Source organism: Iningainema tapete BLCC-T55 (genome assembly GCF_014698965.1).
In the GTDB taxonomy this organism is placed as follows: domain Bacteria; phylum Cyanobacteriota; class Cyanobacteriia; order Cyanobacteriales; family Nostocaceae; genus Iningainema; species Iningainema tapete.
In genome coordinates, this window is the sequence record NZ_JACXAE010000098.1 from 39,900 (window position 1) to 60,126 (window position 20,227).

At 41.2% G+C, this 20,227-nt stretch carries 20 protein-coding genes; 7 read left to right on the forward strand and 13 right to left on the reverse strand.

Annotated elements, in window-relative coordinates:
• Window positions 1–53: 53 nt before the first annotated feature.
• The gene (locus ICL16_RS32125) at window positions 54–1,595 is read left to right on the forward strand and encodes a SulP family inorganic anion transporter (protein ID WP_190835649.1); all 1,542 of its coding nucleotides are present in this window, start codon (window positions 54–56) and stop codon (window positions 1,593–1,595) included.
• Between the two features lie 16 nt (window positions 1,596–1,611).
• Here ICL16_RS32125 and ICL16_RS32130 read toward each other — a convergent pair whose 3' ends face one another.
• Both ICL16_RS32130 and ICL16_RS32135 read right to left on the reverse strand, forming a co-directional pair.
• On the reverse strand, window positions 1,612–3,699 hold the full coding sequence (locus ICL16_RS32130) for an ATP-binding response regulator (RefSeq protein ID WP_190835650.1): 2,088 nt from the start codon (window positions 3,697–3,699) through the stop codon (window positions 1,612–1,614).
• A gap of 186 nt (window positions 3,700–3,885) precedes the next feature.
• Window positions 3,886–4,131 (reverse strand): AbrB/MazE/SpoVT family DNA-binding domain-containing protein, encoded by a 246-nt coding sequence (locus ICL16_RS32135; protein WP_190835651.1) that lies wholly within the window; start codon window positions 4,129–4,131, stop codon window positions 3,886–3,888.
• Window positions 4,132–4,302: 171 nt separating this feature from the next.
• On the opposite strand from ICL16_RS32135, the gene ICL16_RS32140 reads away from it, so the two are divergent.
• On the forward strand, window positions 4,303–4,740 hold the full coding sequence (locus tag ICL16_RS32140) for a GNAT family N-acetyltransferase (protein WP_238361050.1): 438 nt from the start codon (window positions 4,303–4,305) through the stop codon (window positions 4,738–4,740).
• Between the two features lie 14 nt (window positions 4,741–4,754).
• Here the strand turns inward: ICL16_RS32140 and ICL16_RS32145 are convergent, their stop codons facing one another.
• The gene (locus ICL16_RS32145) at window positions 4,755–5,201 is read right to left on the reverse strand and encodes a GNAT family N-acetyltransferase (RefSeq protein ID WP_190835652.1); all 447 of its coding nucleotides are present in this window, start codon (window positions 5,199–5,201) and stop codon (window positions 4,755–4,757) included.
• 27 nt (window positions 5,202–5,228) lie between these two features.
• On the opposite strand from ICL16_RS32145, the gene ICL16_RS32150 reads away from it, so the two are divergent.
• The 4 genes from ICL16_RS32150 (at window position 5,229) to ICL16_RS32165 (ending at window position 9,410) form a co-directional block, all read left to right on the forward strand.
• Complete coding sequence (locus ICL16_RS32150; RefSeq protein ID WP_190835653.1) at window positions 5,229–5,483, forward strand: TIGR02450 family Trp-rich protein; 255 nt, start codon at window positions 5,229–5,231, stop codon at window positions 5,481–5,483.
• Between the two features lie 650 nt (window positions 5,484–6,133).
• The gene (gene bchL, locus ICL16_RS32155; RefSeq protein WP_337907168.1) at window positions 6,134–7,000 is read left to right on the forward strand and encodes a ferredoxin:protochlorophyllide reductase (ATP-dependent) iron-sulfur ATP-binding protein; all 867 of its coding nucleotides are present in this window, start codon (window positions 6,134–6,136) and stop codon (window positions 6,998–7,000) included.
• 28 nt (window positions 7,001–7,028) lie between these two features.
• Entirely contained in the window at window positions 7,029–7,829 is an 801-nt protein-coding gene (locus tag ICL16_RS32160; protein ID WP_190835655.1) for a DUF5331 domain-containing protein, read from the forward strand.
• 174 nt (window positions 7,830–8,003) lie between these two features.
• On the forward strand, window positions 8,004–9,410 hold the full coding sequence (locus ICL16_RS32165; protein WP_190835656.1) for a ferredoxin:protochlorophyllide reductase (ATP-dependent) subunit N: 1,407 nt from the start codon (window positions 8,004–8,006) through the stop codon (window positions 9,408–9,410).
• Window positions 9,411–9,524: 114 nt separating this feature from the next.
• Here ICL16_RS32165 and ICL16_RS32170 read toward each other — a convergent pair whose 3' ends face one another.
• Together ICL16_RS32170 and ICL16_RS32175 are read right to left on the reverse strand one after the other, a co-directional pair.
• Window positions 9,525–9,677 carry a hypothetical protein gene (locus ICL16_RS32170; protein WP_202895825.1) on the reverse strand — a complete coding sequence of 51 codons (153 nt, stop codon included), beginning with the start codon at window positions 9,675–9,677 and terminating at the stop codon, window positions 9,525–9,527.
• Window positions 9,678–10,304 carry a 2-phosphoglycerate kinase gene (locus tag ICL16_RS32175; RefSeq protein ID WP_190835657.1) on the reverse strand — a complete coding sequence of 209 codons (627 nt, stop codon included), beginning with the start codon at window positions 10,302–10,304 and terminating at the stop codon, window positions 9,678–9,680.
• A gap of 173 nt (window positions 10,305–10,477) precedes the next feature.
• Here ICL16_RS32175 and ICL16_RS32180 point away from each other — a divergent pair, with 173 nt between their 5' ends.
• A complete protein-coding gene (locus ICL16_RS32180; protein WP_190835658.1) occupies window positions 10,478–11,101 on the forward strand; it encodes a retropepsin-like domain-containing protein in 624 nt (207 codons plus the stop codon).
• Window positions 11,102–11,207: 106 nt separating this feature from the next.
• Here the strand turns inward: ICL16_RS32180 and ICL16_RS32185 are convergent, their stop codons facing one another.
• From ICL16_RS32185 to ICL16_RS32220, 8 genes are all read right to left on the reverse strand, one after another.
• Window positions 11,208–12,593 (reverse strand): ABC transporter substrate-binding protein, encoded by a 1,386-nt coding sequence (locus ICL16_RS32185; protein WP_190835659.1) that lies wholly within the window; start codon window positions 12,591–12,593, stop codon window positions 11,208–11,210.
• A gap of 285 nt (window positions 12,594–12,878) precedes the next feature.
• Entirely contained in the window at window positions 12,879–13,121 is a 243-nt protein-coding gene (locus ICL16_RS32190; RefSeq protein ID WP_190835660.1) for a hypothetical protein, read from the reverse strand.
• A 48-nt stretch (window positions 13,122–13,169) separates the two neighbouring features.
• Complete coding sequence (locus ICL16_RS32195) at window positions 13,170–13,496, reverse strand: hypothetical protein (RefSeq protein WP_190835661.1); 327 nt, start codon at window positions 13,494–13,496, stop codon at window positions 13,170–13,172.
• Between the two features lie 196 nt (window positions 13,497–13,692).
• Window positions 13,693–14,325 carry a type 1 periplasmic-binding domain-containing protein gene (locus tag ICL16_RS32200; RefSeq protein WP_337907169.1) on the reverse strand — a complete coding sequence of 211 codons (633 nt, stop codon included), beginning with the start codon at window positions 14,323–14,325 and terminating at the stop codon, window positions 13,693–13,695.
• 8 nt (window positions 14,326–14,333) lie between these two features.
• The gene (locus ICL16_RS32205; RefSeq protein ID WP_190835662.1) at window positions 14,334–16,199 is read right to left on the reverse strand and encodes an ABC transporter substrate-binding protein; all 1,866 of its coding nucleotides are present in this window, start codon (window positions 16,197–16,199) and stop codon (window positions 14,334–14,336) included.
• A gap of 276 nt (window positions 16,200–16,475) precedes the next feature.
• Window positions 16,476–17,831: a DUF1822 family protein gene (locus ICL16_RS32210; protein WP_190835663.1), complete on the reverse strand. Its 1,356-nt coding sequence runs from the start codon at window positions 17,829–17,831 to the stop codon at window positions 16,476–16,478.
• A gap of 15 nt (window positions 17,832–17,846) precedes the next feature.
• Window positions 17,847–18,989 (reverse strand): hypothetical protein, encoded by a 1,143-nt coding sequence (locus ICL16_RS32215; protein ID WP_190835664.1) that lies wholly within the window; start codon window positions 18,987–18,989, stop codon window positions 17,847–17,849.
• 138 nt (window positions 18,990–19,127) lie between these two features.
• On the reverse strand, window positions 19,128–20,171 hold the full coding sequence (locus tag ICL16_RS32220) for an IS630 family transposase (protein ID WP_190835665.1): 1,044 nt from the start codon (window positions 20,169–20,171) through the stop codon (window positions 19,128–19,130).
• Window positions 20,172–20,227: the final 56 nt, after the last annotated feature.

The window sequence follows — 20,227 nt, forward strand, 5'->3', positions numbered from 1 at the left end:
ATGCCGAAGCATTATCAGGGGTGCAAATGCTGAATAATTGAATGTTCAAGAAAATGAAAATCAGATATATAAAACCAAAACAGTCCATAGTCAACGATCTAGTGGCATCTTTTGTTGTGTTTCTTGTCGCTCTGCCACTATGTATGGGAATTGCGATCGCATCAGGGGTTCCTCCATCCTTGGGGATAATCACAGGAATAGTTGGCGGAATTATTGTTGGCACTGTTGCTGGCGCTCCATTGCAAGTAAGTGGACCTGCGGCTGGGCTGGCTGTGATAGTCTGGGAACTGGTTCAGCAGTATGGTATTGAAATGCTAGGACCTGTTCTTCTCCTCGCAGGTTTATTCCAGTTACTAGCAGGAGTGTTCAAGCTAGGACAGGTTTTCCGCGCAATATCTCCCGCAGTAATCTATGGGATGCTAGCTGGCATTGGCGTGCTCATCTTTGCTTCTCAATTCCACGTCATGTTTGATAGCAAGCCCAGCGCTCACGGAATCAATAACCTCATTTCCATTCCCAGCGAAATCTATAAGGCAATCTTTCCAGACCAAGGTAGCAACCATCACATTGCTGGCATTGTGGCGGCGATTACTATGATCGCGCTCATCCTTTGGGAGAAGTTTAAGCCAAAAAGATTAAAGTTGATCCCCGGTGCTTTGATTGCTGTCGTGATTGCAACGCTTGTCGCCACTGCGTTGAAGTTGCCTGTTCAGTACGTCAATGTACCCGATAATCTTGTCAACACGGTTCAAATTCCAAAGCTAGAGAACTTGATCAGTGCCCTCAAGCCACAAATGCTCACCGAAGCGATGGGTATAGCGTTTATCGCCAGTGCGGAAAGTCTGCTCTCAGCAGCAGCGGTAGATCGGCTTCAGTTTGAATCAAAGACTAATTTTGACCGCGAACTGGCAGCACAAGGCTTTGGTAACATGGTTTGCGGCGCGTTGGGAGCGCTACCGATGACGGGTGTGATTGTCCGCAGTTCTGTGAACGTTGAAGCAGGAGGCAAAACTAGACTGTCAGCGATTCTTCACGGAGTGTGGCTGTTAGCTCTTGTTGCCGCCGCGCCTTCGCTACTGAATATGATTCCCACTTCCAGCCTCGCGGCGATTTTGGTGGTCACCGGCTATAAGCTAGTGAAAGTTGAGAATCTGCGGAAGCTGCAACAATATGGGCGCATCCCTGTGTTTATCTACTTTGCCACCTTGGGCGGAATTATCACTGCTGACTTACTGGTTGGCGTACTGCTTGGTCTTGTGCTATCGGTATTTAAGCTGATCTACAAGGTTTCCCAACTTAATATCCTCATCGATCAAGATGAAAATAACCAGCGCACAGACGTGTATTTGGAGGGGATGGCTACATTTATTCGGCTGCCACAACTTGCCAAAGTTCTTGAGCAGATTCCTCCAGGGAAGGAAATTCATCTCCACCTAGAGATGCTAACCTACATTGACCACTCCTGCCTCGACTTTTTGTCAATGTGGGAAAAACAACAACAAAACAAGGGAAGCACTGTCGTCTTGCAATGGAATAAGTTAATAGAGCGCTACCGCAAACCGCTTGTCACTGGGCGATCTTCTCTAGCGGCGTAGAAATCACTCTGATTATTTATGACAATAATGTTACAATTGTCTTGATTAACTCTTTAGGTTCGATGGGTTTGGCTATATGCCTTTGAAATCCGGCAGCTAGAGCAAGCTGTTGATTGAAATCTCCAGCATAAGCGGTGAGAGCGATCGCTGGAACTTCCCCGCCCTGATCTTTTGGCAAAGTTCTGATCTGCCGAATCAACATATACCCGTCCATGTCTGGCATCCCAATGTCACTAATTATCACATCAGGCTGGAAACTTATGAAAGCAGCAAATGCCTTGCTTGCCGTTGCTGTAGCGATCGCTCTTGCCCCAGTTTGCTCTAACAAAAAAGCAACGAACTCGCGTGTATCTGTATCATCGTCTACCAGCAGAACTTGAACACCGTTCAAATCAAGGGATGGCTCTGAAAATGTCAGATTATGATTGACGGTGGGTTGAATGGGCATAAGTGGAAGCCTCACGGTAAAGGTTGCGCCCAAACCTTCACCAGGACTTTCTGCCCACACAGTTCCGCCATGTAGTTCAACTAAGTGATGGACTATTGCCAATCCTAACCCCAGTCCACCAAATTTGCGGGTTGTGGCTGCATCAGCTTGACGAAAGTAGTCAAACACATGAAGGAGAAAGTCAGGATGAATACCAATACCAGTATCGCTCACAGTAATTTGTGCTTGAGAGCCAAGTTGCTCTAGTCGGATCTCTACTCGTCCCCCAACATCTGAGAACTTGACGGCGTTAGAAAGCAAATTCCAAATTACCTGCTGTAATCGTGTGGGATCTCCTAAAACTTGACAGACATTTGGAACAAGCATTGATAGGATTTGAATTGATTTGGCTTCTGCCGCCAGTCGCACCGTTTCCGAAGCAGCGTTAATTATTGCTACCAAATCAACCGGGCAAGTATTCAAGCTGAGTTTGCCCCGCAGAATCCGAGAGACATCCAGCAAGTCTTCAATCAGTTCAGACTGCAACTTAGCATTCCGGGCAATGACACTAAGGGCAAGTCTAGTCTTGGCTTCGTCAAGTTTGCTGGTTTGGAGTAGTTTTGACCAACCTAAAATGGGATTCAGGGGACTACGTAGTTCGTGGGATAGCACTGCTAAGAACTCATCCTTAATTCGGTTAGCAGCTTCGGCTTCTGCCCGTGCAGCTTGTTCTCGCGCTAAGAGTTGTTCGCGTTCGGCTTGTGCAAGTTTACGCTCGGTAATATCTTGAGCAACACCTGCAATCCTGTAAGGTTGACCGTTTGCATCGAAAATTATAGTACCGCGATCATGCACCCAACGCACCGATCCATCGGGACGCACTACCCGATACTGAACGTCAAAGGTTGGTGCGGGATTGTCTCTTGAGGCAGTGGCTTCTGTGAGGGCGCGATCATCAGGATGTATGGCTTCAAGCAACTCATTAAAGTTAGCATAGAGGCGATCGCGGCTGCGTCCCCACACGCGCTCGTAGGCAGGATTGACGTAGAGTACCCGTTGCTGTTTGGCATCTGATAGCCAAAACACATCCTCAACAGTTTCCGCCATCTGCCGGAATCGCTCTTCGCTTTCCAGCAAGGCTGCTTCTACTCGTTGGCGCTCAATTTCGATGAATGCTGCTCGTTGTGCAACAACTAGATGTGTCGTCTCGTTTACCTGGTGAAAGACTCCGACAGCATTGCCCATCTCGTCACGAATGGGACTAAAGGATAAGGTGAAGTAGGTTTCTTCAAGATAACCGTTGCGATCTTTAAACATTATTTGATCGACAACACAACTTGTCTGTCCTGTTGCGAGGCATTGCTCAAAAGCAGAACCGATCGCACACCACTCGAAAAACCAACATTCCTGATAATCTTTACCAATTGCATCAGGATGCTTAGCCGCGCATAGGGAACTATAGGCATCGTTGTAGATCTGCACTCGTTGGGAACCCCAAATCAAGCACATAGGAGAGTTGGAGGCGAGGCACAGATTCACTGTCACTCGCAAAGTTAGCGACCAAGACTCTATCGGTCCTAGCGGCGTCTTTGACCAGTCCATTGAGCGAATTAGCTTGCCCATCTCACCGCCACCAACGAGCCAATGGGCGGCTTTTGGTTCCTCGTGCGCAGTCATGGAGTTTTTTTTCCTTTGCAAAGAGGTGTTCTACGCGGTGTTGTATTGGGCGATCGCTATTAGCGGGGTAAAGCCTGTTGCACCAACTGTGTACATTTTAGCAAATTTGAATCATTACTTCTACCACATTTAGTCAAAAATTAGTCTCTATCTAAGAGAATATTTTTTTACTTTGGACAAATATCTTCAAAGTCCAAATACGGTATATGCTTCCTCGTCAGCTTCAGACGCCCATTCATTCAAGGTTCCAGCCACCGCATCAAGATAGTCCCAATCTATTTGCCGTGCTTTTTTTAATATCACTTGTCCTTGCACGATTTCAAAGGCGACACAATCCCCTTGAGAAATCCCTAGTACATCTCGTACTGTCTGGGGGATAGTTGCTTGGTACTTCTTGGTTAATCTAGATACAGGTGTCTTGCTCGTAGCCATAAAGAAATTCTGTTGAAGGGAAATTTATTATAGTAATATCGTAATACGGTATTACTATAGCCAGCAATAAAAGTCACGCGATCGCCATCCCTTAGCATATAATGCCATCAATATTGTCCCTAAATTTATGTAACATTGTACTACTTTATAATACGATAAGCAATTGAGAGTTTGAAAAAAACAGAAAAACTATTCGTAATGCTTAAAGTAACTTACAAGACAAATTTGGAAAATGTTGATTGGACAGAAATGAAAGCAACGCTACAAGCAGATGCATTTGACAATGGACGAAGCCCTAAGCAACTCAAAGATTCTTTTGAAAATAGCTATGCCACTTGTATTGCTTATATAGATAATCAAATCATTGGCACAGCTCGTGTTTTGTCTGATGGAATTTGCAATGCTTATGTTGTTGATGTCTGGACACTTAGTAACTATCGCCGTCAGGGGATTGGACGCACAATAATGCAAATCCTCTTAGAGAAGTTAAAAGGACAACATGTATATTTATTTACTAATGATGTTCCTGAGTTTTACAAAAAAATAGGCTTTACTGAACAGCCCATTGGTATGAGTCAGGTTGTGGGCAGATGGCTAGTGAACAAATAAATAATTCAACTATGTTAATCTGGATTCCATGTGTACTCAATATTTGGTTGTTTATTAATTAAATTGACTCCTAAACATCCAGCAATAAAACCATGCTTTTCATAAAACTTGCGTGCATGTAGATTGTGCTGAAGAGTTGTGAGCGATAAACCGTCAGAACAAATTGTTTTTGCTTTGTTTAGTAAAGCAGTTCCTACTCCCATTCGCTGTGCATCAACATCTACAAAGATTTGCGCCAATTTTTTCTCTGCTACCATAAGAACTACAAAACCAACTATCCGATCTTGAGTTTCAGCAACCCAAACACTGCCAAGCTTAGCTATATCATTTTGAAATCGTTTCTTCCATTCATCAAAGGGTTGCGGATGCTTCAGGGTAGGGAATGTATTTGTCCAAATGCGATACCAAAGAGCAACAACTTCATCTAAATCATCGTCAATATAATGTCGTATTGTGAGCATGTGGAAGGTAAAACGGACAAATGACAAATGCCTAAGAAACAGAAATTTCCTTACCTAGTTGGTTCTAAATGGACGGCGCAGCAAAAAGTAGATGGTTGGCGGCACTTCCAAGTTGTCAATCGTAAAAACCAGGGTAAGTGGGTTTACGCTGAGATGGTTGCTGCCTGTGACCCTAATGTCCGCTTCTGGATTAATGCCAAATTATTACAAGATGGTTCCCAGTGGCAAGCTGGTTGGCAAACACTACAGGAAATTCGCGCAATCGAAGAAGATGTTTCTTAACGCCCCCGTGTAGGGCAAATCCTTTTGGTGGTATTTTGAAGAATTTTAACCAATTTTTCCACATGTAATAATTTTTTACATAATTCAAGCAATTACTCTAAAACCCTTTCTCTTCATATTTGCACTTTACGATCCCCCCTGCCCCCCTTGTAACGGGGGGGATTATCTGCGCCCCCTCAAGATGATGAGCGATCGCCTGCCCCCCTTGGATAAGGGGGGTTGGGGGGATCTCCTTTAATGAACAAGGTTAACCAAGCCGTATTGTCCATAGAGTGATCGCACTCTTCATCCCGATTCTCAATCCTAAAATTAGCCGCTTAGAATAAGTTTTTTTGATGGAAAAGCATATATTACAGGATATTTTGAGTTTTTGTTTTTTGTAACTAATTTTTTGTTAACTAATTATAAATTTTTATTTTTTGAGTTTTACTTGCATAATTGAGCTTTATTATAGGTAAAAGTCAAAAAAAACCTGCTTTAAACCCAAAATTGCCATATAAATCCCTCAGATAATTGACAACCCCCTTTATTTTCTGTGTGATTTAGACAATAATGACACTCACATACCTCACACATCGCCAACAGCGGCTAGTTGAAGGCAAGTGTTTGAGCCACGCAGTTTGACAAGAAACTATAAGAGGCAAACAAAAGTGAAACTAGCAGTTTATGGAAAAGGTGGTATCGGAAAATCCACAACTAGCTGTAATATCTCTGTCGCCCTAGCCAAGCGCGGCAAAAAAGTGCTGCAAATTGGTTGCGATCCCAAACACGACAGCACCTTCACCCTCACCGGGTTCTTAATTCCGACAATTATCGACACTTTGCAAGAAAAAGACTACCACTACGAAGATGTCTGGCCCGAAGATGTCATCTACAAAGGCTATGGCGGAGTTGATTGTGTGGAAGCAGGTGGTCCTCCCGCTGGTGCTGGATGTGGCGGCTACGTAGTAGGCGAAACAGTGAAATTACTTAAGGAACTCAACGCCTTTGATGAGTATGATGTAATCTTGTTTGATGTTCTCGGTGACGTTGTTTGTGGTGGTTTTGCAGCACCTCTTAACTATGCTGACTACTGCTTAATTGTTACTGATAACGGCTTTGACGCCTTATTTGCTGCCAATCGCATCGCTGCTTCTGTACGGGAGAAAGCCCGAACTCACCCACTACGTCTGGCTGGGTTAATTGGCAATCGCACTTCTAAGCGCGATTTGATTGAAAAGTATATCGAAGCCGTGCCAATGCCAGTTCTAGAAGTTCTGCCTTTAATTGAAGATATTCGCGTTTCTCGTGTCAAGGGCAAGACTTTATTTGAAATGGCAGAACTAGACCCCTCTTTGAGCTACGTTTGCGATTACTACCTCAACATCGCCGACCAAATTTTGGCACGTCCAGAAGGTGTAGTCCCGAATGACTCACCAGATCGTGAATTGTTCTCTTTGTTATCTGATTTTTATTTAAATCCGGGTAAACCACAGGTTCCTAATCCTAAAGAGGAATTAGACTTGATGATTGTATAAATCATTAAAGTTTAGGATGGGGGATAAAATGAGTTTCTTTCACAGCTTTACAGAATCGATCAAGCAAAAGTGGTTGCAATTCTTTGGGCTCAACCAAGACTGGTTAAGGCTGCATATGGAGGTGGAATCAGTTTATACGCCCGATGGTGGTAAGCGACCACCTTCTTACCTCATCCTGGGAGTAGTGAACGCGCTAGAACCTAAACTAGCGCAGTTGATGTTACCCTTTTCTAAATTGAATCAGGACGCTGATACCCTAATTGAGGTGCTGGAGTTGCACTTCGATCCAGATATTGCTCTCGGTAATCGTGTCATCCCTGAAGTTTCTGAGTCAAGTCGATTTGAAGAATCAGAAGAAATCATGATGGATTCGCCCAATGATGAAACATTGGCGCACTCCGTGACAAATGGTTTTGGTTCAGGTAATCACGAGTTGGAAATGCTCGATGACCATGAACAAACGCTCATGGTTTCAGATACCGAAATGCAAGATGAACTCAGAGCAATTTCTTTAGATGATGTCACTCAAAATAATGTGGCAGACACACATAATGGCTCTAAAGATCACAATTTAAATTCGGAGCTTCATCACAACGGTGTCAATGCAGTGGATGCTTTTGGTGATATTTCTTTTGATGACCTCAAGGAAGTAGATAGTAAAAACTCCACAGCCAATGGCTCAAATGAGAATGGGTTTGCCGTAGTGGATGATATTTGGGGTGACGAAACATCTCACAAGGGTGAAGCTGATAAAGACATTTTTGGTGGGGAAGAAATATCCGGCTCTTTTGATGATTCAGATATTGCCCGTCTCTTCCCCAAAGCGTAACTAATAGTTAGGAGTCAGGAGCCAGAAGTCAGCAGTCAGGAGGGTTAATTTTTAATTTTTTCGTTTTGAATTAAAAACTCATTACTCTGCACTCAGTACCTAGTAAAAATTCTGAATTCTGATTCTAAATTCTTGACTCCTAACTCATATAAATCAAGGGGAGAAAATTATAAGATGACTGCTGCTCAAGCTAATCCAGAAGCTTTAACTTTTGAGTGTGAAACCGGTAATTACCACACCTTTTGCCCAATTAGCTGCGTGGCGTGGTTATACCAAAAAATTGAAGATAGCTTCTTTTTGGTAATTGGAACAAAGACTTGTGGCTACTTCCTGCAAAACGCAATGGGGGTGATGATTTTCGCTGAACCCCGTTATGCAATGGCTGAGTTGGAAGAGGGAGATATTTCTGCACAACTAAATGATTATGAAGAGTTAAAGCGACTGTGTTTACAGATTAAGCGCGATCGCAACCCCAGTGTAATTGTGTGGATTGGCACATGCACGACGGAAATCATCAAAATGGATTTGGAGGGCTTGGCTCCCAAACTCGAAGGTGAAATTGGTATTCCCATCGTTGTAGCTCGTGCCAACGGTTTAGACTACGCCTTTACCCAAGGAGAAGACACAGTATTAGCGGCAATGGCTACACGTTGTCCAGACAAAGCTCCTGTGGTAGAATCTGAGAAGAATGAGCGCAACGCTATTCAAAAGCTGCTTCACTTTGGCAAGAAGAAAGAAGAAGTTGCCGAAGAAGAATCAGAGTACGTAGATCACCCACCTTTAGTACTGTTTGGCTCCCTCCCCGATCCAGTTGTCACTCAATTAACCCTTGAACTTAAGAAGCAAGGTATTAAAGTTTCTGGTTGGCTACCCTCCAAGCGCTTTACAGAATTACCTGTAATCGAAGAAGGGTATTATGTCGTAGGTGTCAACCCCTTCTTGAGCCGCACTGCGACAACATTGATGCGTCGTCGCAAGTGCAAATTGATTGGCGCTCCCTTCCCCATTGGTCCTGATGGTACGAGAGCTTGGATTGAGAAAATCTGCTCGGTGTTTGGTATTACCCCGAAAGGTTTGGACGAACGCGAAGCGCAAATTTGGGAAAGCTTGGAAGACTACTTGAAACTGATTCGCGGTAAGTCAGTGTTCTTCATGGGTGATAACTTGCTAGAAGTCTCCCTAGCTCGGTTCTTAGTACGCTGCGGGATGATTGTTCAAGAAGTAGGTATTCCCTACATGGATAAGCGCTACCAAGCTGCTGAGTTGGCGTTGTTAGAGAAAACCTGCCTGGAGATGGGTGTACCTTTGCCTAAGATTGTGGAGAAGCCAGATAACTATAACCAAGTTCAGCGGATTTATGAGTTAAAGACTGACTTGGTAATTACTGGTATGGCTCATGCTAACCCACTCGAAGCACGTGGTATTAATACTAAGTGGTCTGTGGAGTTTACTTTTGCGCAAATTCACGGATTTACTAATGCCCGTGACATCCTAGAGTTGGTGACTCGTCCTTTGCGCCGCAATAACAGCTTGAAGGATTTGGGCTGGGATAAGTTGGTGAAGGAACAAGCTCAGGTTTAAAAACAAAAATTAGTTAAACGCCGAGAAACCCGGTTTCGTCAAAGTTACCGGGTTTCTTTTCCTCAATTTACTTAAAGGGATTGACATCGGTTATAGAATAATTGAATAACTTGCTTAATTTGCCATAGCAGTAAATGAAGCTTTTCTACACAAAACAGAGCAAACCTCATTAATAACTTGAGTGCTGACAACACCATTAACATTATTAATTAAATTCGCAACAACCCAAGCTGTTTGAAACTCCAACACAGCGTTAACACCACTCATTTACGAAACCTCCATCAATTCCATACATTTCTTTAAAAGTTCGTCTGCCATTGACAAAGATTCTACATCAATACATATAAATCCAAGACGCTCAACTTCCTCCCTCATATGTTTATTGTAGAATAGGGTACGGTTCAGAAACTTTTGAATTAGGTGCTTTTCATCATCACATACATTATAAAAACTACTTTCACGCTTGATTCGGTTTCGGAAGAGTTGGTCGCTAGCGGTAAGCCAAAGTGCTCTAACACCATTTTTGCCAACTAAATGTGCTACAAATTTTGGCCATAATGCAGATCCCTCAAGTATAAGGCATTCTGTTGATAAATCAGCAGCATGATAATGAACAATAGCCTCAACCTGCGGTATGACATTTTTCTCATAATGTGACAATACATCTAAAAAAAGAGCGTCGATAGACAGCTCTCTATAATGCTCTGCTACGTACTCTGGAATAACCTTTCCATTTGCACCCACCCAAGGACGCCCAGGATGCCGAGCGAGTTTGTCTGTAGAACGATAACTCCAACCAAGCTTGAGCGCCAAAGATCGACCAAGGGTTGATTTTCCTGCATGAGAGGAGCCGCCAATTAGAATCACTCGTGTTTCATTGATTAATTTATTCATGAGTAAAATCAAACTAGAGGGTTTAGTTTGCCCTTGGTGACAGCTTAGCGCCGATCCACTCTAACGGGAATTATAAAACTTCGTACCCGTAATAGGTAGTTAAATATATCTGAAACAAAACTTTCTTCTTAGAATAAATATATATTACAGGTAATAAATAAATATCTTGACATATGAGTAAAACATTTTCTCAAGATGAAAGCCAACAAATGCTGAAGTGGCTGAACCGCAACCGCGAACAATTAAAACAATATGCCCATCAATATATTGCCTACAATGCTAACGGTATAATTGCTCATGGTCAAGACTTGCGTCAAGTTTTGGAGTTGGCACAAGCTTCTGGAGAACTTTTTACAATTTACTTGGTTCCCGGTTTTACTGGCTCTATCATTATTTTACCTATTCGGTTACGCTCCGTCAGTCGTCATGAATGGCTACCAAACTATCAGGTGAATCTGAAGCATAAAGAGTTTGTCTTCAATACAACTATTTTGGTGGATTCGGGGGCAGATTTTAGTTTAATTTCACATAAAGTAGGTCAAGATTTGGGATATGCTTTGGCTGATGGAGAGCAAACATTATTAGCACAAACAATAGGCGGATCTGTAGAGTATGTTTTACGCAATGTTGAAATGACAATTGATGGACACAGTTTTATGGCTCCTGTGGCATGGCTACAAAACAATACTACGGATGTAATGCTTTTGGGGCGGGAAGTTGTATTTGATAAGTTTAATATTGAGTTTAAGCAAGCTGACGAGCAAATTATTTTTACATGGCGTGAGGAGTCAGAATAAAGTGTTATGGCGATCGCGAGTCATTAATGTAGAAGCGGATCGCCTGTGTTCTTTTTTATGAACTACACCAGACACAGAGGGCGCAGAGAAAGAGAGTGAGGGAGTTTTATGGTTTGGTTGTGGGCAGCATTACAAAGTCGTAATCAAGATGATTAGACTGAATTTGAACGATGATTGGGGAAGAAGTGCGTTCGCCACTGGGGGCAAAACTAACGGCACTACTTGCTCCCCTAACGGTAAACCCTCGACTGTGCAAAGCTTGTTGTAAACCATCGCGACGCTGACTCTGCTGTAACCCTGCAATCATCGCCTGGGTGGCATCATAAGCGGTAGCTGTGCGCCAACTAACTTTGCCACGCCAGCGTTGACTCATCCTGTCGGCAAAAGCAGGGTTAACTTGAGGATGCCAAGGTGCGACGAGGACTAACCTCTTGACGGCTTGCTGTCCTGCTTGTAAAGTTTTGACGGTATACATTGTCGGATTGCTAAATAGTGCTAATTTGCCTTGATTTGCTCTAGCGACATTAACCGCAGCTTCTAAGTGATCGACGTGGCTGGTAATAAACAACCCATCTGCACCACTACTAATAGCGCTACTTACTACTGTATTTGGGTTAAAGTTAGGAGCTGATAAATCGCAAACAGTTGGAACTAATTGCCCTCCCTTGCTGACAAACGCCGCTAAAAATTCATCTTTGAAAGAGACATTATCAGGTGATTGGGAATCGTAACAAAAGGCAAGTTTTGTTTTGCGGGCAGTCTTTAACGTATAGTCGGCTAACGTCTGAGCCATGACTTTAGTTGTGGGAACCGTGCGAAAAATATAGCTACCAAATCCAGAAAGATTATTAGCAAATGAGGTTGGGGATATCATCACTAATCCTCCTTGCTGATAAATAGGTGCAGCTGCAAGGGAAACGTTGCTAGTATTATGTCCTATAACCCCAAGAATTTGGTTATCTTTAACTAACTCAGGCGCAACTTGGCGGGCAATATCTGGGTTATTTTCATCATTAACAATCTGGACTTGTAATTTTTTTCCGTTAATTCCGCCATTTTGATTAATTTCATCCTGGGCTGTTGCCACTCCCCGCAGGATTTCTTGAGCCACATTTAAGTTGCTACCAATTGGCACGCTTACCGCTATTTTCAGGGAATTGTTGATTGATTGAGCGTTATTTAGATAAATCAGTGTTTCCGGATCGTTCGGCTGTTGGAGGAGGGATTTTTTAAAGGATGCGTTCGCGAAGCGACTCCGAAGGAGTATCGCCTCTTGATAATCCCCCTTTGCAAAGGCGGCAATTCCCTTTTGTTTTTCTGGATTCAAATTATCTTTAATTAACAAAAGATTCCCAATACTCCCGATTTTTGACTCTGGTTTAAAAAAACTTTGAATCTGAGGAAATAATCCTACACATAACAATCCCAGAGCAATGTATAAAATGGGAGGTACTTTACGTTTTTTTGTTTTTACTTGTTCTGTTTTAGTCATAATAGTCTGCACCTCACTGTGAGTCTTTCAATTGGGCAAGGCGACGGGAAATTTCATCGTTAAGCATTAAATGATCTAAATCTGCTTGCACTCTTTATGCAGGATTTTCTGATATTTCTACTTGGGAATTTGCTTTTAAATATCCCTCTTCGACTGCTGCTTTTGCCGATTAAAATTGATAGCGAGATGAATTGATATCTAAACTATTATAGCGTTCCTAAATGATTTCCAAACAGTCCTGTTTTGACTGATGACTGATAACTGTTGACTGTCAACTGTTAACAGTTAACAGCCCAAATGAAAAGTTTGTAAATCAAATAGGATTGCTATATCAACTTGGGCGATAGTTTCTAAGGCTGCGTTTATTTCTGCTAAAACTTTCAAATTTTGCATTTCTGTCTGATAAGCTTCTAACTTTTCTCGTTCTCGATAAAGTTTTTCTTTGACAGCTACTACAACTTTTTCAGCTTGAGCGACTTGTTCACCGATTTTAGGAAGTAAGCGTTCGATGGCAATAGCCCGACTCATCGCCAGTCTTGCTGCTTCTTCATTCCCTTTTTGATAGGCGAGTAATGCTTAATTTTCCGCTACTTTAAACTCTTGCTGTTTGAGTTCGTATTTTCCTTTTGCGTTCTCATAAGCAGCGATGGCTGTGGCTACAGATTCGGCAAGTTTAGCGACGGATTGTTGCATCGATTTCAAAGATTCCCCCGCTACTTCCACTGCAATCTCGCCACCTGATTCAATTGGGATACCCCACAACCAATTCCAGATTACTACTAGGGTACGCCCAGCTTTTCCCCAAATTAACTTTAAACCCAACGCGGCAAGAATAGTAAGGAGCAGTGCCGGCTGCCACTGCTGAGGTTGGTTTGGATTATTGTCATTATTAGTAGGTTTCATTATTTCTCTCACTCAGAAGTGCATCTAATTTATAATTGAGATAGAGTGAGAGAATTATGCAGTTATTTTAAGTAGATTAAACAAATTAAATAAGATATATAGCAATCCTATTTGATTTGCAACATCGAGATATTCAGAATCCCGGTTTCTTTGAGCAACCGGGATTCTGGTTTCTCACGAATGATTTAAGCCATCGTTATTCAATCTTGACAAATTTACCGTTTTGAATTTGGATTAAAGCGTCAGTACGTCCTTTCTGAAATAGAAATCTGCGTTCGCCTACGTTTTTGTCGAAGTTAAATTCTCCTGTGGCACCCTTAACCTTAAAGTTTGGATTTCTGAGGATATTGTCTAATTCCTTACGAGTTGCCTGTGGTTGTCTGAGTAGTTGTTCTAAACCCGTAGCGATCGCTTTTGTGGCATCCTTAGCCATAGGGCTTCGCCAACTTTTTAGCTCTGTGTGCCAAAGTTGCCGAAACGAATTTTTTTCTTTCTCATCGGGGTAGTAGGGAACTGATAATGTCAAACCTTCTACGGCTTTTCCTCCTAACTTAATGGTTTGTTCGGTATACAAAGTTGGACTACCAAACAGCTTAATTTGTAACTGATTTTCTTGCAGTGCCTTGAAGATTTCTATCCCCTTTGGTAGGTTATTAACATAGGGTGCAATCAACAAACTGTTCACCTTATTTTTTCTAATCACTTCAACAACGGAAAGAGGATTAAAATTTGAGTCGGCAAGTTCACAGGGTATCTCGATATTTTGTCCTTTATAGGCTGAAACAACGTACTTAAATTGTGAGCGAAAATCTTGCTGATCCGGAGACACATTTGTATCTACACAAACGGCAACTTTGGGCTGAGGAATTGCTTTACCAAGACTTTTAGATAATTGTGCGGCGAAAAAGTAATTTGCGGAACCATGCGGAAAACATACGCAGGTTCTTGCAAGTTGTTAGCAAAGCTTGTTGCAGAAATCATAACTAATTTCCCTTCCTTATATATGGGAGCCGCTGCAATAGAGGCATTACTCGAATTATGTCCGACAACTGCCATCACAGAGGTATCTTTGACAAACTTACGAGCAACTTCTTGAGCTGACTTTCTATCGTTATTATCCTTAGCGATTACCACCTGTAACAACTTGCCATTAATCCCATCGTCGCGATTAATTCCATCTTGAAATTCCGCGACACCCCGCAAAATCTCTTCTGCTATGGTGGGATTTCCACCAAAGGGTACGCTTACAGCAATTTTAATTGTTTCTTTGCTATTAGCGGCTTTAGCATTATTTAAATAAATGCGTGCCTCTGGATCGTTAGGATTGTTTTGCAAAGATGCTTTAAAGTATGTAATGGCATCTGAGTACTTTTTCTCACTAAAAGCTTTTACACCTGCTTGTTTTTCAGGAGTGCTATTTTGGCTCAAAATTTCTTCCCCTAAGCTAATTCCTGGTGCTAAGGTAGAATCTTTATCCAAATCGGTAATTATTTTATAGATTACAGAAGCAAGAGTGATAAGTGCGATCGCACCTATACCCCACAGAGCAAGTTTCTTAATTTTCTGCCTCGTTGCCGAATTTTTCGATGATTCTACTAATTCTGGTAATGGCTCTCGCGGATATAATAGTGGTGGTTCTTCGGGATTTTGAAAAATCACGGGTAGCCAAGACGCATTAGGAGAGTCATTTTCTATTAACCTTAAGCGATCACGAGCTTCGCGCACAGCTTCATGTAAAGAAGCACCATTCGCAAAGCTCGTGAGAAAATCATCCAAGAATTTGTGTGCCACTATATCATGAACTGGCTCCCGCATGACAATGATATGAGGAATTTGCAAACTTTCTAATTGTCGTGCTAAACCTAATCCATCACAAGAGTTAAAAATCGCCAGTTTCAAACCATTTTTAACGGCTTTTTCCAGAGAACTCCTTAGCTGCTGCGGCGATAAAAATTCTTTGTCGTTCAACCAAATTCTACCATCATTTCCCTCTGGTTGAGTTGAACTATGTCCAGCAAAGAAGATAATATCCCAAAGCTGACTTCTGAGGGTTTCTCTAAATTTATCTGCACTAGGTTTTTCCAGTAAAACTAATTCGGCATTTGGCAATTTTTCTTTAAGAATATTCCAGTCGTTTTGAATATCAATTTTTTCATCGTTCCCTAAAATCACGAGAATTTTAAGTGAACTTCTCAAAGCTCCTTTTTTAGGTGCTTTTCTGCTATTCAAAGCCACTTCAGCCTGTTGATAACGATTCTTAAGTAAACGCCATAACTCCCAAGGTATTTTCTGTAATTCTCTGTTATCAGTTTGGATAATGAAGCTTACAGAATCATTTCTGTTAACTGTATGCAGCAGTTCATCTTTTAACTCACCTAAGTCAGAACTGTCTAGCCATTCATTTAAAGCATTTTCAAACAAGCAAGCAAATTTATGAGCATCATCCTTGCTGTTAACACTCGAACAGTTTGTATCTATTTGCTCTGGCACAATAATGTGCCGTCTCCACCAACGGTTGCTTTGCCCCCAAGAGTAGTAAGCTTGTTGCCAGTCATTATAACGGACGATAATTTCTGGTGCTGGTGCAAGTCTACCCCTAACTTCTGGAGCGCAAATCTCCCCATTTTCCCTAATCGTTAAGGTTATAGGAAAACCTTGCGTGAAATCACCTTGATCAATTCTGAAGATGACTTGCTTGCTCATATTGAGCTTCCTTTAAATGTGTTAATTAAGTAACATAATACTGGGGAAAGTTAATAAATAAAAGTTGTTGTTTTTTACCATATATAAAAATTAACATAACTTTTTTTAACATAGCAATCCGCCTATAACTTCAGTTCTAGGCTGCATAGCTCAAGTCGGTTAAAACGGACTAAACAGTTGCTTTTTAGTCCGTTTTAACCGACTTGAGCTATTAGCCATGTACTTGAGTACATGGCGGTTGTGTATAGAATGAAATAGCCCTACATTTGTACCTAGTTAAACTACGAATTGTTCAGTGATACTGGTATTTTCTAAAGTTAGTCTAACATTGAAGCGATCGCCCACATCAGCACTAAAGTACAAAGAAATGTAATCATCTTGCCGTTCACTTCTGGATACAGCTTCCAAACCCAGAATAGGAGTGCCATTTTCATACAATACAGTCAATCGTAAACCAGGCGGTAATGTATAACTACTTATAGGATAAGCTCGCAGCAACACGGCAACTTTACCATCCAGTTTACGTAAAACTGCAACCATCAAAGCAATAGGATATCCCATCATTTGGACACCTAAATCCATCACATTTCTGATAGCGTTTCCTTGATAATTTGGTGCAATTGTCCATAAATATTCAGCCGCTTTCCATCGAATGGTTTCATCCGTCGTATTCTGCAACAGATGAACTAATGCATTTCGTTCTTCAATATTATCAGGGTAATTAACCTCACTTTGACTGTTGTACAATTGCCGCACTGCTCGTCTAACTTTTTCTGGTGTTTCTAGTTCAATTCCTCTCACTCTCCCTCGAAACGCTAGTGCTATCTTAGAATTAAATAACTCTTCAAATGTTTGCCAACCTGATAAAGCAACACCATCCAACCACCGACTCAAATTCCATATTGTCGGTGAACCTGGCTGCACCCGTAATTCATATAATCTCTGTAACCAAGCACTTTTATTTAATAATGCGCCCCACTTTTCAAAGTTGGCTTTCAGGCGGGGAGAATAAAGCTTATCTTGGCTCAATTCCTCTATTAATTTTTCTACTTCAGTCTGTGATAGTTTTGGTAAAGCTGTTACTTCGCCTTTTTCATCCTGCAAAATATTCGCCGCAATTACCAAGCTTTCTAAGTTAGGAATCACCCAATCTCGCTCAACATAATAGAGACGATAAATCGGATCGTAATCTGCTTTAGCTTTCAAACTGCGCCGGGAAATAAAACCCCAAAAATGAAGATACTGCTTTTGTAAATCTACCCTTATAGGTAAATAATAATCTGCTGCCCAATCGGGAATATCAACCCATTCTTGAGGAACAGCAAAGTCTGCAATATCGATGGCATCACTAGGAATCAGTACCAGCTTTTTACTACCGACATTAATCGCACATCCATTGACGAATTCCCAAGTAAGGGGCAATTTTTCATTGGGTATACTTACAGATAACCCTATCTCCTGCATCCACTTCAAAAAGGCATTCAGACACAGGCGATTTAGATAAGCAAAATTGCGTCCTGTTTCATTAGAGTAATCTTGAGATGGTTGAGCTTGTTTCAAATCACTGTCTGTCAATTCTAACCAAGTATGCTCGGAATAAATCTGGCTTAATGTTTGGATATTTAACTTCATTGCTTTGTCTCTTGTTTACTGTAGATAAAGTTGCAGAATGGTTTCTAATCTGTTTTCTGTGAGGAGATGAATTTTATGCTCTGCCACACCTTGAGGTTGAAACTGAATTTGAATTTCCACCTGAATTTGCTCAGTTATACTGCTGTATAACCATTGCCGAATCGCCTGTAGCAAATCCTTTACTTCCTGCTCGGATGCGTGAATTTTATCGCCAATTTCTGAAGGTTTCAATTTCACAATGTAAAATAATTTTAATACCTCCCGGCTTTGCCTTCCTAAAAACTGAATTGTTCTGGCAAAAAAACCATCAATTTTTTCAGAATAGTATTGGCATAACACAGCTTCAATCTCATTCAATCCTTCGGAACTTGGTTCAAGGTTTGCCCAAGTGAAAATCTCTGTCAAGATGTAATTATTTAATTGCTGAAGACGGCGACAGATTTGGTATTGCTCTTGATTTCTCAATTCTTTACCAACTTGAGCTTGTTTCAGTTCTAAACCATACCTAAGAAAAAGCATTTGCTTTTCTTGAGTTTCTTTCAATTCCTCTAGTAGATGAGAGAGAAAATTCCTTAATTCATCTACTATTTGATTCATTTCCTCATCTACTTTTATTTGAGCGGGGATGTTGTCTATTAGAGAGACATCTCCATTTAATTGTGCATAGTACGTATCGAGAGAATCAAGAGGTGGGTTTAATAATTGTCGAATCGCTTTGCCAATATTTTCTAACCATATTTTACTCTCGTCTGCACTAAGTTTTGGCTTTTGTTCAAGTGACAGTATTTGCAGGCTATAAAGTTTGGCAATTTCCTGAAAATGTTCTGGTTTAAGTTTATCTACTCCCAACTTAATTGAATTTCTGACTTCTTGAAAACACTGCCAAATCAGCAGATATTGCGTCAATTCTGCTAAACTGTAACCTGAGTGTTGCAATGCTTCTTTCACTCGTTTTCGGCTAGAGCGTGCAGCTAAACCCAAGTTGGTTTGACCAAGTGTTTCTAATCCTGTCTCGTCTTGTAATTTGTTAATTAAAATATACTTGAATTTAGTATCAGAGTACCTCTTTAAGGTAGGATACCAATATTCAATTCGAGAACGCTGACTGTCAAACTTTTTAAAAAAATTTACCGGATGAATCGCTACCTCGGCTCCCATTTGGACTAAATCTCGAAAACTACCAGGGCTGAAATGAGCCAGCTGTAAAGCTACTTTTTCACAACGTCTTGCTAAAAAAGCAATCCAATGGTAAAGGAGTAGTTTATGTGGATGCTGCTGTAACTCGTCAAATATACTTTAGACGGTCATAATCTGAGCTTTGTTAAAAGTTTGGAATCGTAGAGTGAGCAAGGAGTCGAGTTCCTGATTATGCTTGAGATGAGCTTCGTTCAAGCAATCAGATATCGCCGTGGAAAATTGAGAAAAGTCTTGATAATATTTGGCATACAAACACTTCTTTCTGACAAACTTCCACAGCCTCTCAATCAAATTCAAATTAGGAGAATAAGGGGGTAAATAAAGTAACTCTATCTTTAATGAATCAGCTAAATTCTGTACCACTTTACATTTTTGGTAACGAGCATTATCTAAGACTAAAGTAATGGGAATAGTCAATCCTAAATCTGCCAATTTATGTAACAGTTCACAAATCTGTGTGGCAGTAATATAGGTGTCGTTAGTCACCGTAATAACTTCATGGGTGATAGCGTTTAAAGCTGCTAAAACATTGAAGCGTTTTCTTCCAGAAGGAGATTTAATCAAGATTCTTTCAAAGCACCAAATTAAACTGAGAAAAGCTCCCATTACAAAGTGGGCGGCATCCACAAAGAAAACGGCTCTTTCCCCTGCTTTTGCCTCTGTCAGTCTCGGTTCTAGCTTTTGGAGCTTATATTCTTGTTGCTCATCAGGGTCAGCTTTTGAGGGAATAAAACCCACTTTTAAACAACGCATTCCCATTGACTTTAAAAACTTCCTGACTTGGGTTGGACTGCGTTTAATTCCTGTTAATGATTCAATTTTTGAAATAGCTTCATTAATGCTAGCTGGCGGATTTTGTTGAAAATAAGCTTTGAGGGTTTGTCTATGAGATTCCATCTCACTTTTAGGTTGATAGAAATTAATTTCCTTTAACTTTTCTATCCCTCCTTCTTGATAATCTCTCAAATAACTGCGCAAAGTATTAGGAGAGATTCCTGTTAATTTACAGATTGAGGAGTGAGGCAATTTTTGGCTTTTAAGCCAAATAGCTTCCATTTTCAACTGAACTCGTGGATGAGGATGATGAAAGCGCTCATAGTGTAAAGCTTGTTTTTCCTCTTCAGTAAATTCAATGTGTATCATGTCTCACCCAAAGCTTTTCTTTTCTGTGCTACTCCTTTCTAGAGTATTGCTTCTGC

Coding starts and splice junctions, on each gene's coding strand:
- ICL16_RS32215 (WP_190835664.1), bottom strand. CDS start 18,989: ATGGGAGCCGAGGTAGCGATTCATCCGGTAAATTTTTTTAAAAAGTTT.
- ICL16_RS32165 (WP_190835656.1), top strand. CDS start 8,004: ATGACTGCTGCTCAAGCTAATCCAGAAGCTTTAACTTTTGAGTGTGAA.
- ICL16_RS32175 (WP_190835657.1), bottom strand. CDS start 10,304: ATGAATAAATTAATCAATGAAACACGAGTGATTCTAATTGGCGGCTCC.
- ICL16_RS32150 (WP_190835653.1), top strand. CDS start 5,229: ATGCCTAAGAAACAGAAATTTCCTTACCTAGTTGGTTCTAAATGGACG.
- ICL16_RS32180 (WP_190835658.1), top strand. CDS start 10,478: ATGAGTAAAACATTTTCTCAAGATGAAAGCCAACAAATGCTGAAGTGG.
- ICL16_RS32195 (WP_190835661.1), bottom strand. CDS start 13,496: ATGAAACCTACTAATAATGACAATAATCCAAACCAACCTCAGCAGTGG.
- ICL16_RS32160 (WP_190835655.1), top strand. CDS start 7,029: ATGAGTTTCTTTCACAGCTTTACAGAATCGATCAAGCAAAAGTGGTTG.
- ICL16_RS32145 (WP_190835652.1), bottom strand. CDS start 5,201: ATGCTCACAATACGACATTATATTGACGATGATTTAGATGAAGTTGTT.
- ICL16_RS32185 (WP_190835659.1), bottom strand. CDS start 12,593: ATGACTAAAACAGAACAAGTAAAAACAAAAAAACGTAAAGTACCTCCC.
- ICL16_RS32220 (WP_190835665.1), bottom strand. CDS start 20,171: ATGATACACATTGAATTTACTGAAGAGGAAAAACAAGCTTTACACTAT.
- ICL16_RS32130 (WP_190835650.1), bottom strand. CDS start 3,699: ATGACTGCGCACGAGGAACCAAAAGCCGCCCATTGGCTCGTTGGTGGC.
- ICL16_RS32125 (WP_190835649.1), top strand. CDS start 54: ATGAAAATCAGATATATAAAACCAAAACAGTCCATAGTCAACGATCTA.
- ICL16_RS32170 (WP_202895825.1), bottom strand. CDS start 9,677: ATGAGTGGTGTTAACGCTGTGTTGGAGTTTCAAACAGCTTGGGTTGTT.
- ICL16_RS32210 (WP_190835663.1), bottom strand. CDS start 17,831: ATGAAGTTAAATATCCAAACATTAAGCCAGATTTATTCCGAGCATACT.
- ICL16_RS32205 (WP_190835662.1), bottom strand. CDS start 16,199: ATGAGCAAGCAAGTCATCTTCAGAATTGATCAAGGTGATTTCACGCAA.
- ICL16_RS32190 (WP_190835660.1), bottom strand. CDS start 13,121: ATGAGTCGGGCTATTGCCATCGAACGCTTACTTCCTAAAATCGGTGAA.
- ICL16_RS32135 (WP_190835651.1), bottom strand. CDS start 4,131: ATGGCTACGAGCAAGACACCTGTATCTAGATTAACCAAGAAGTACCAA.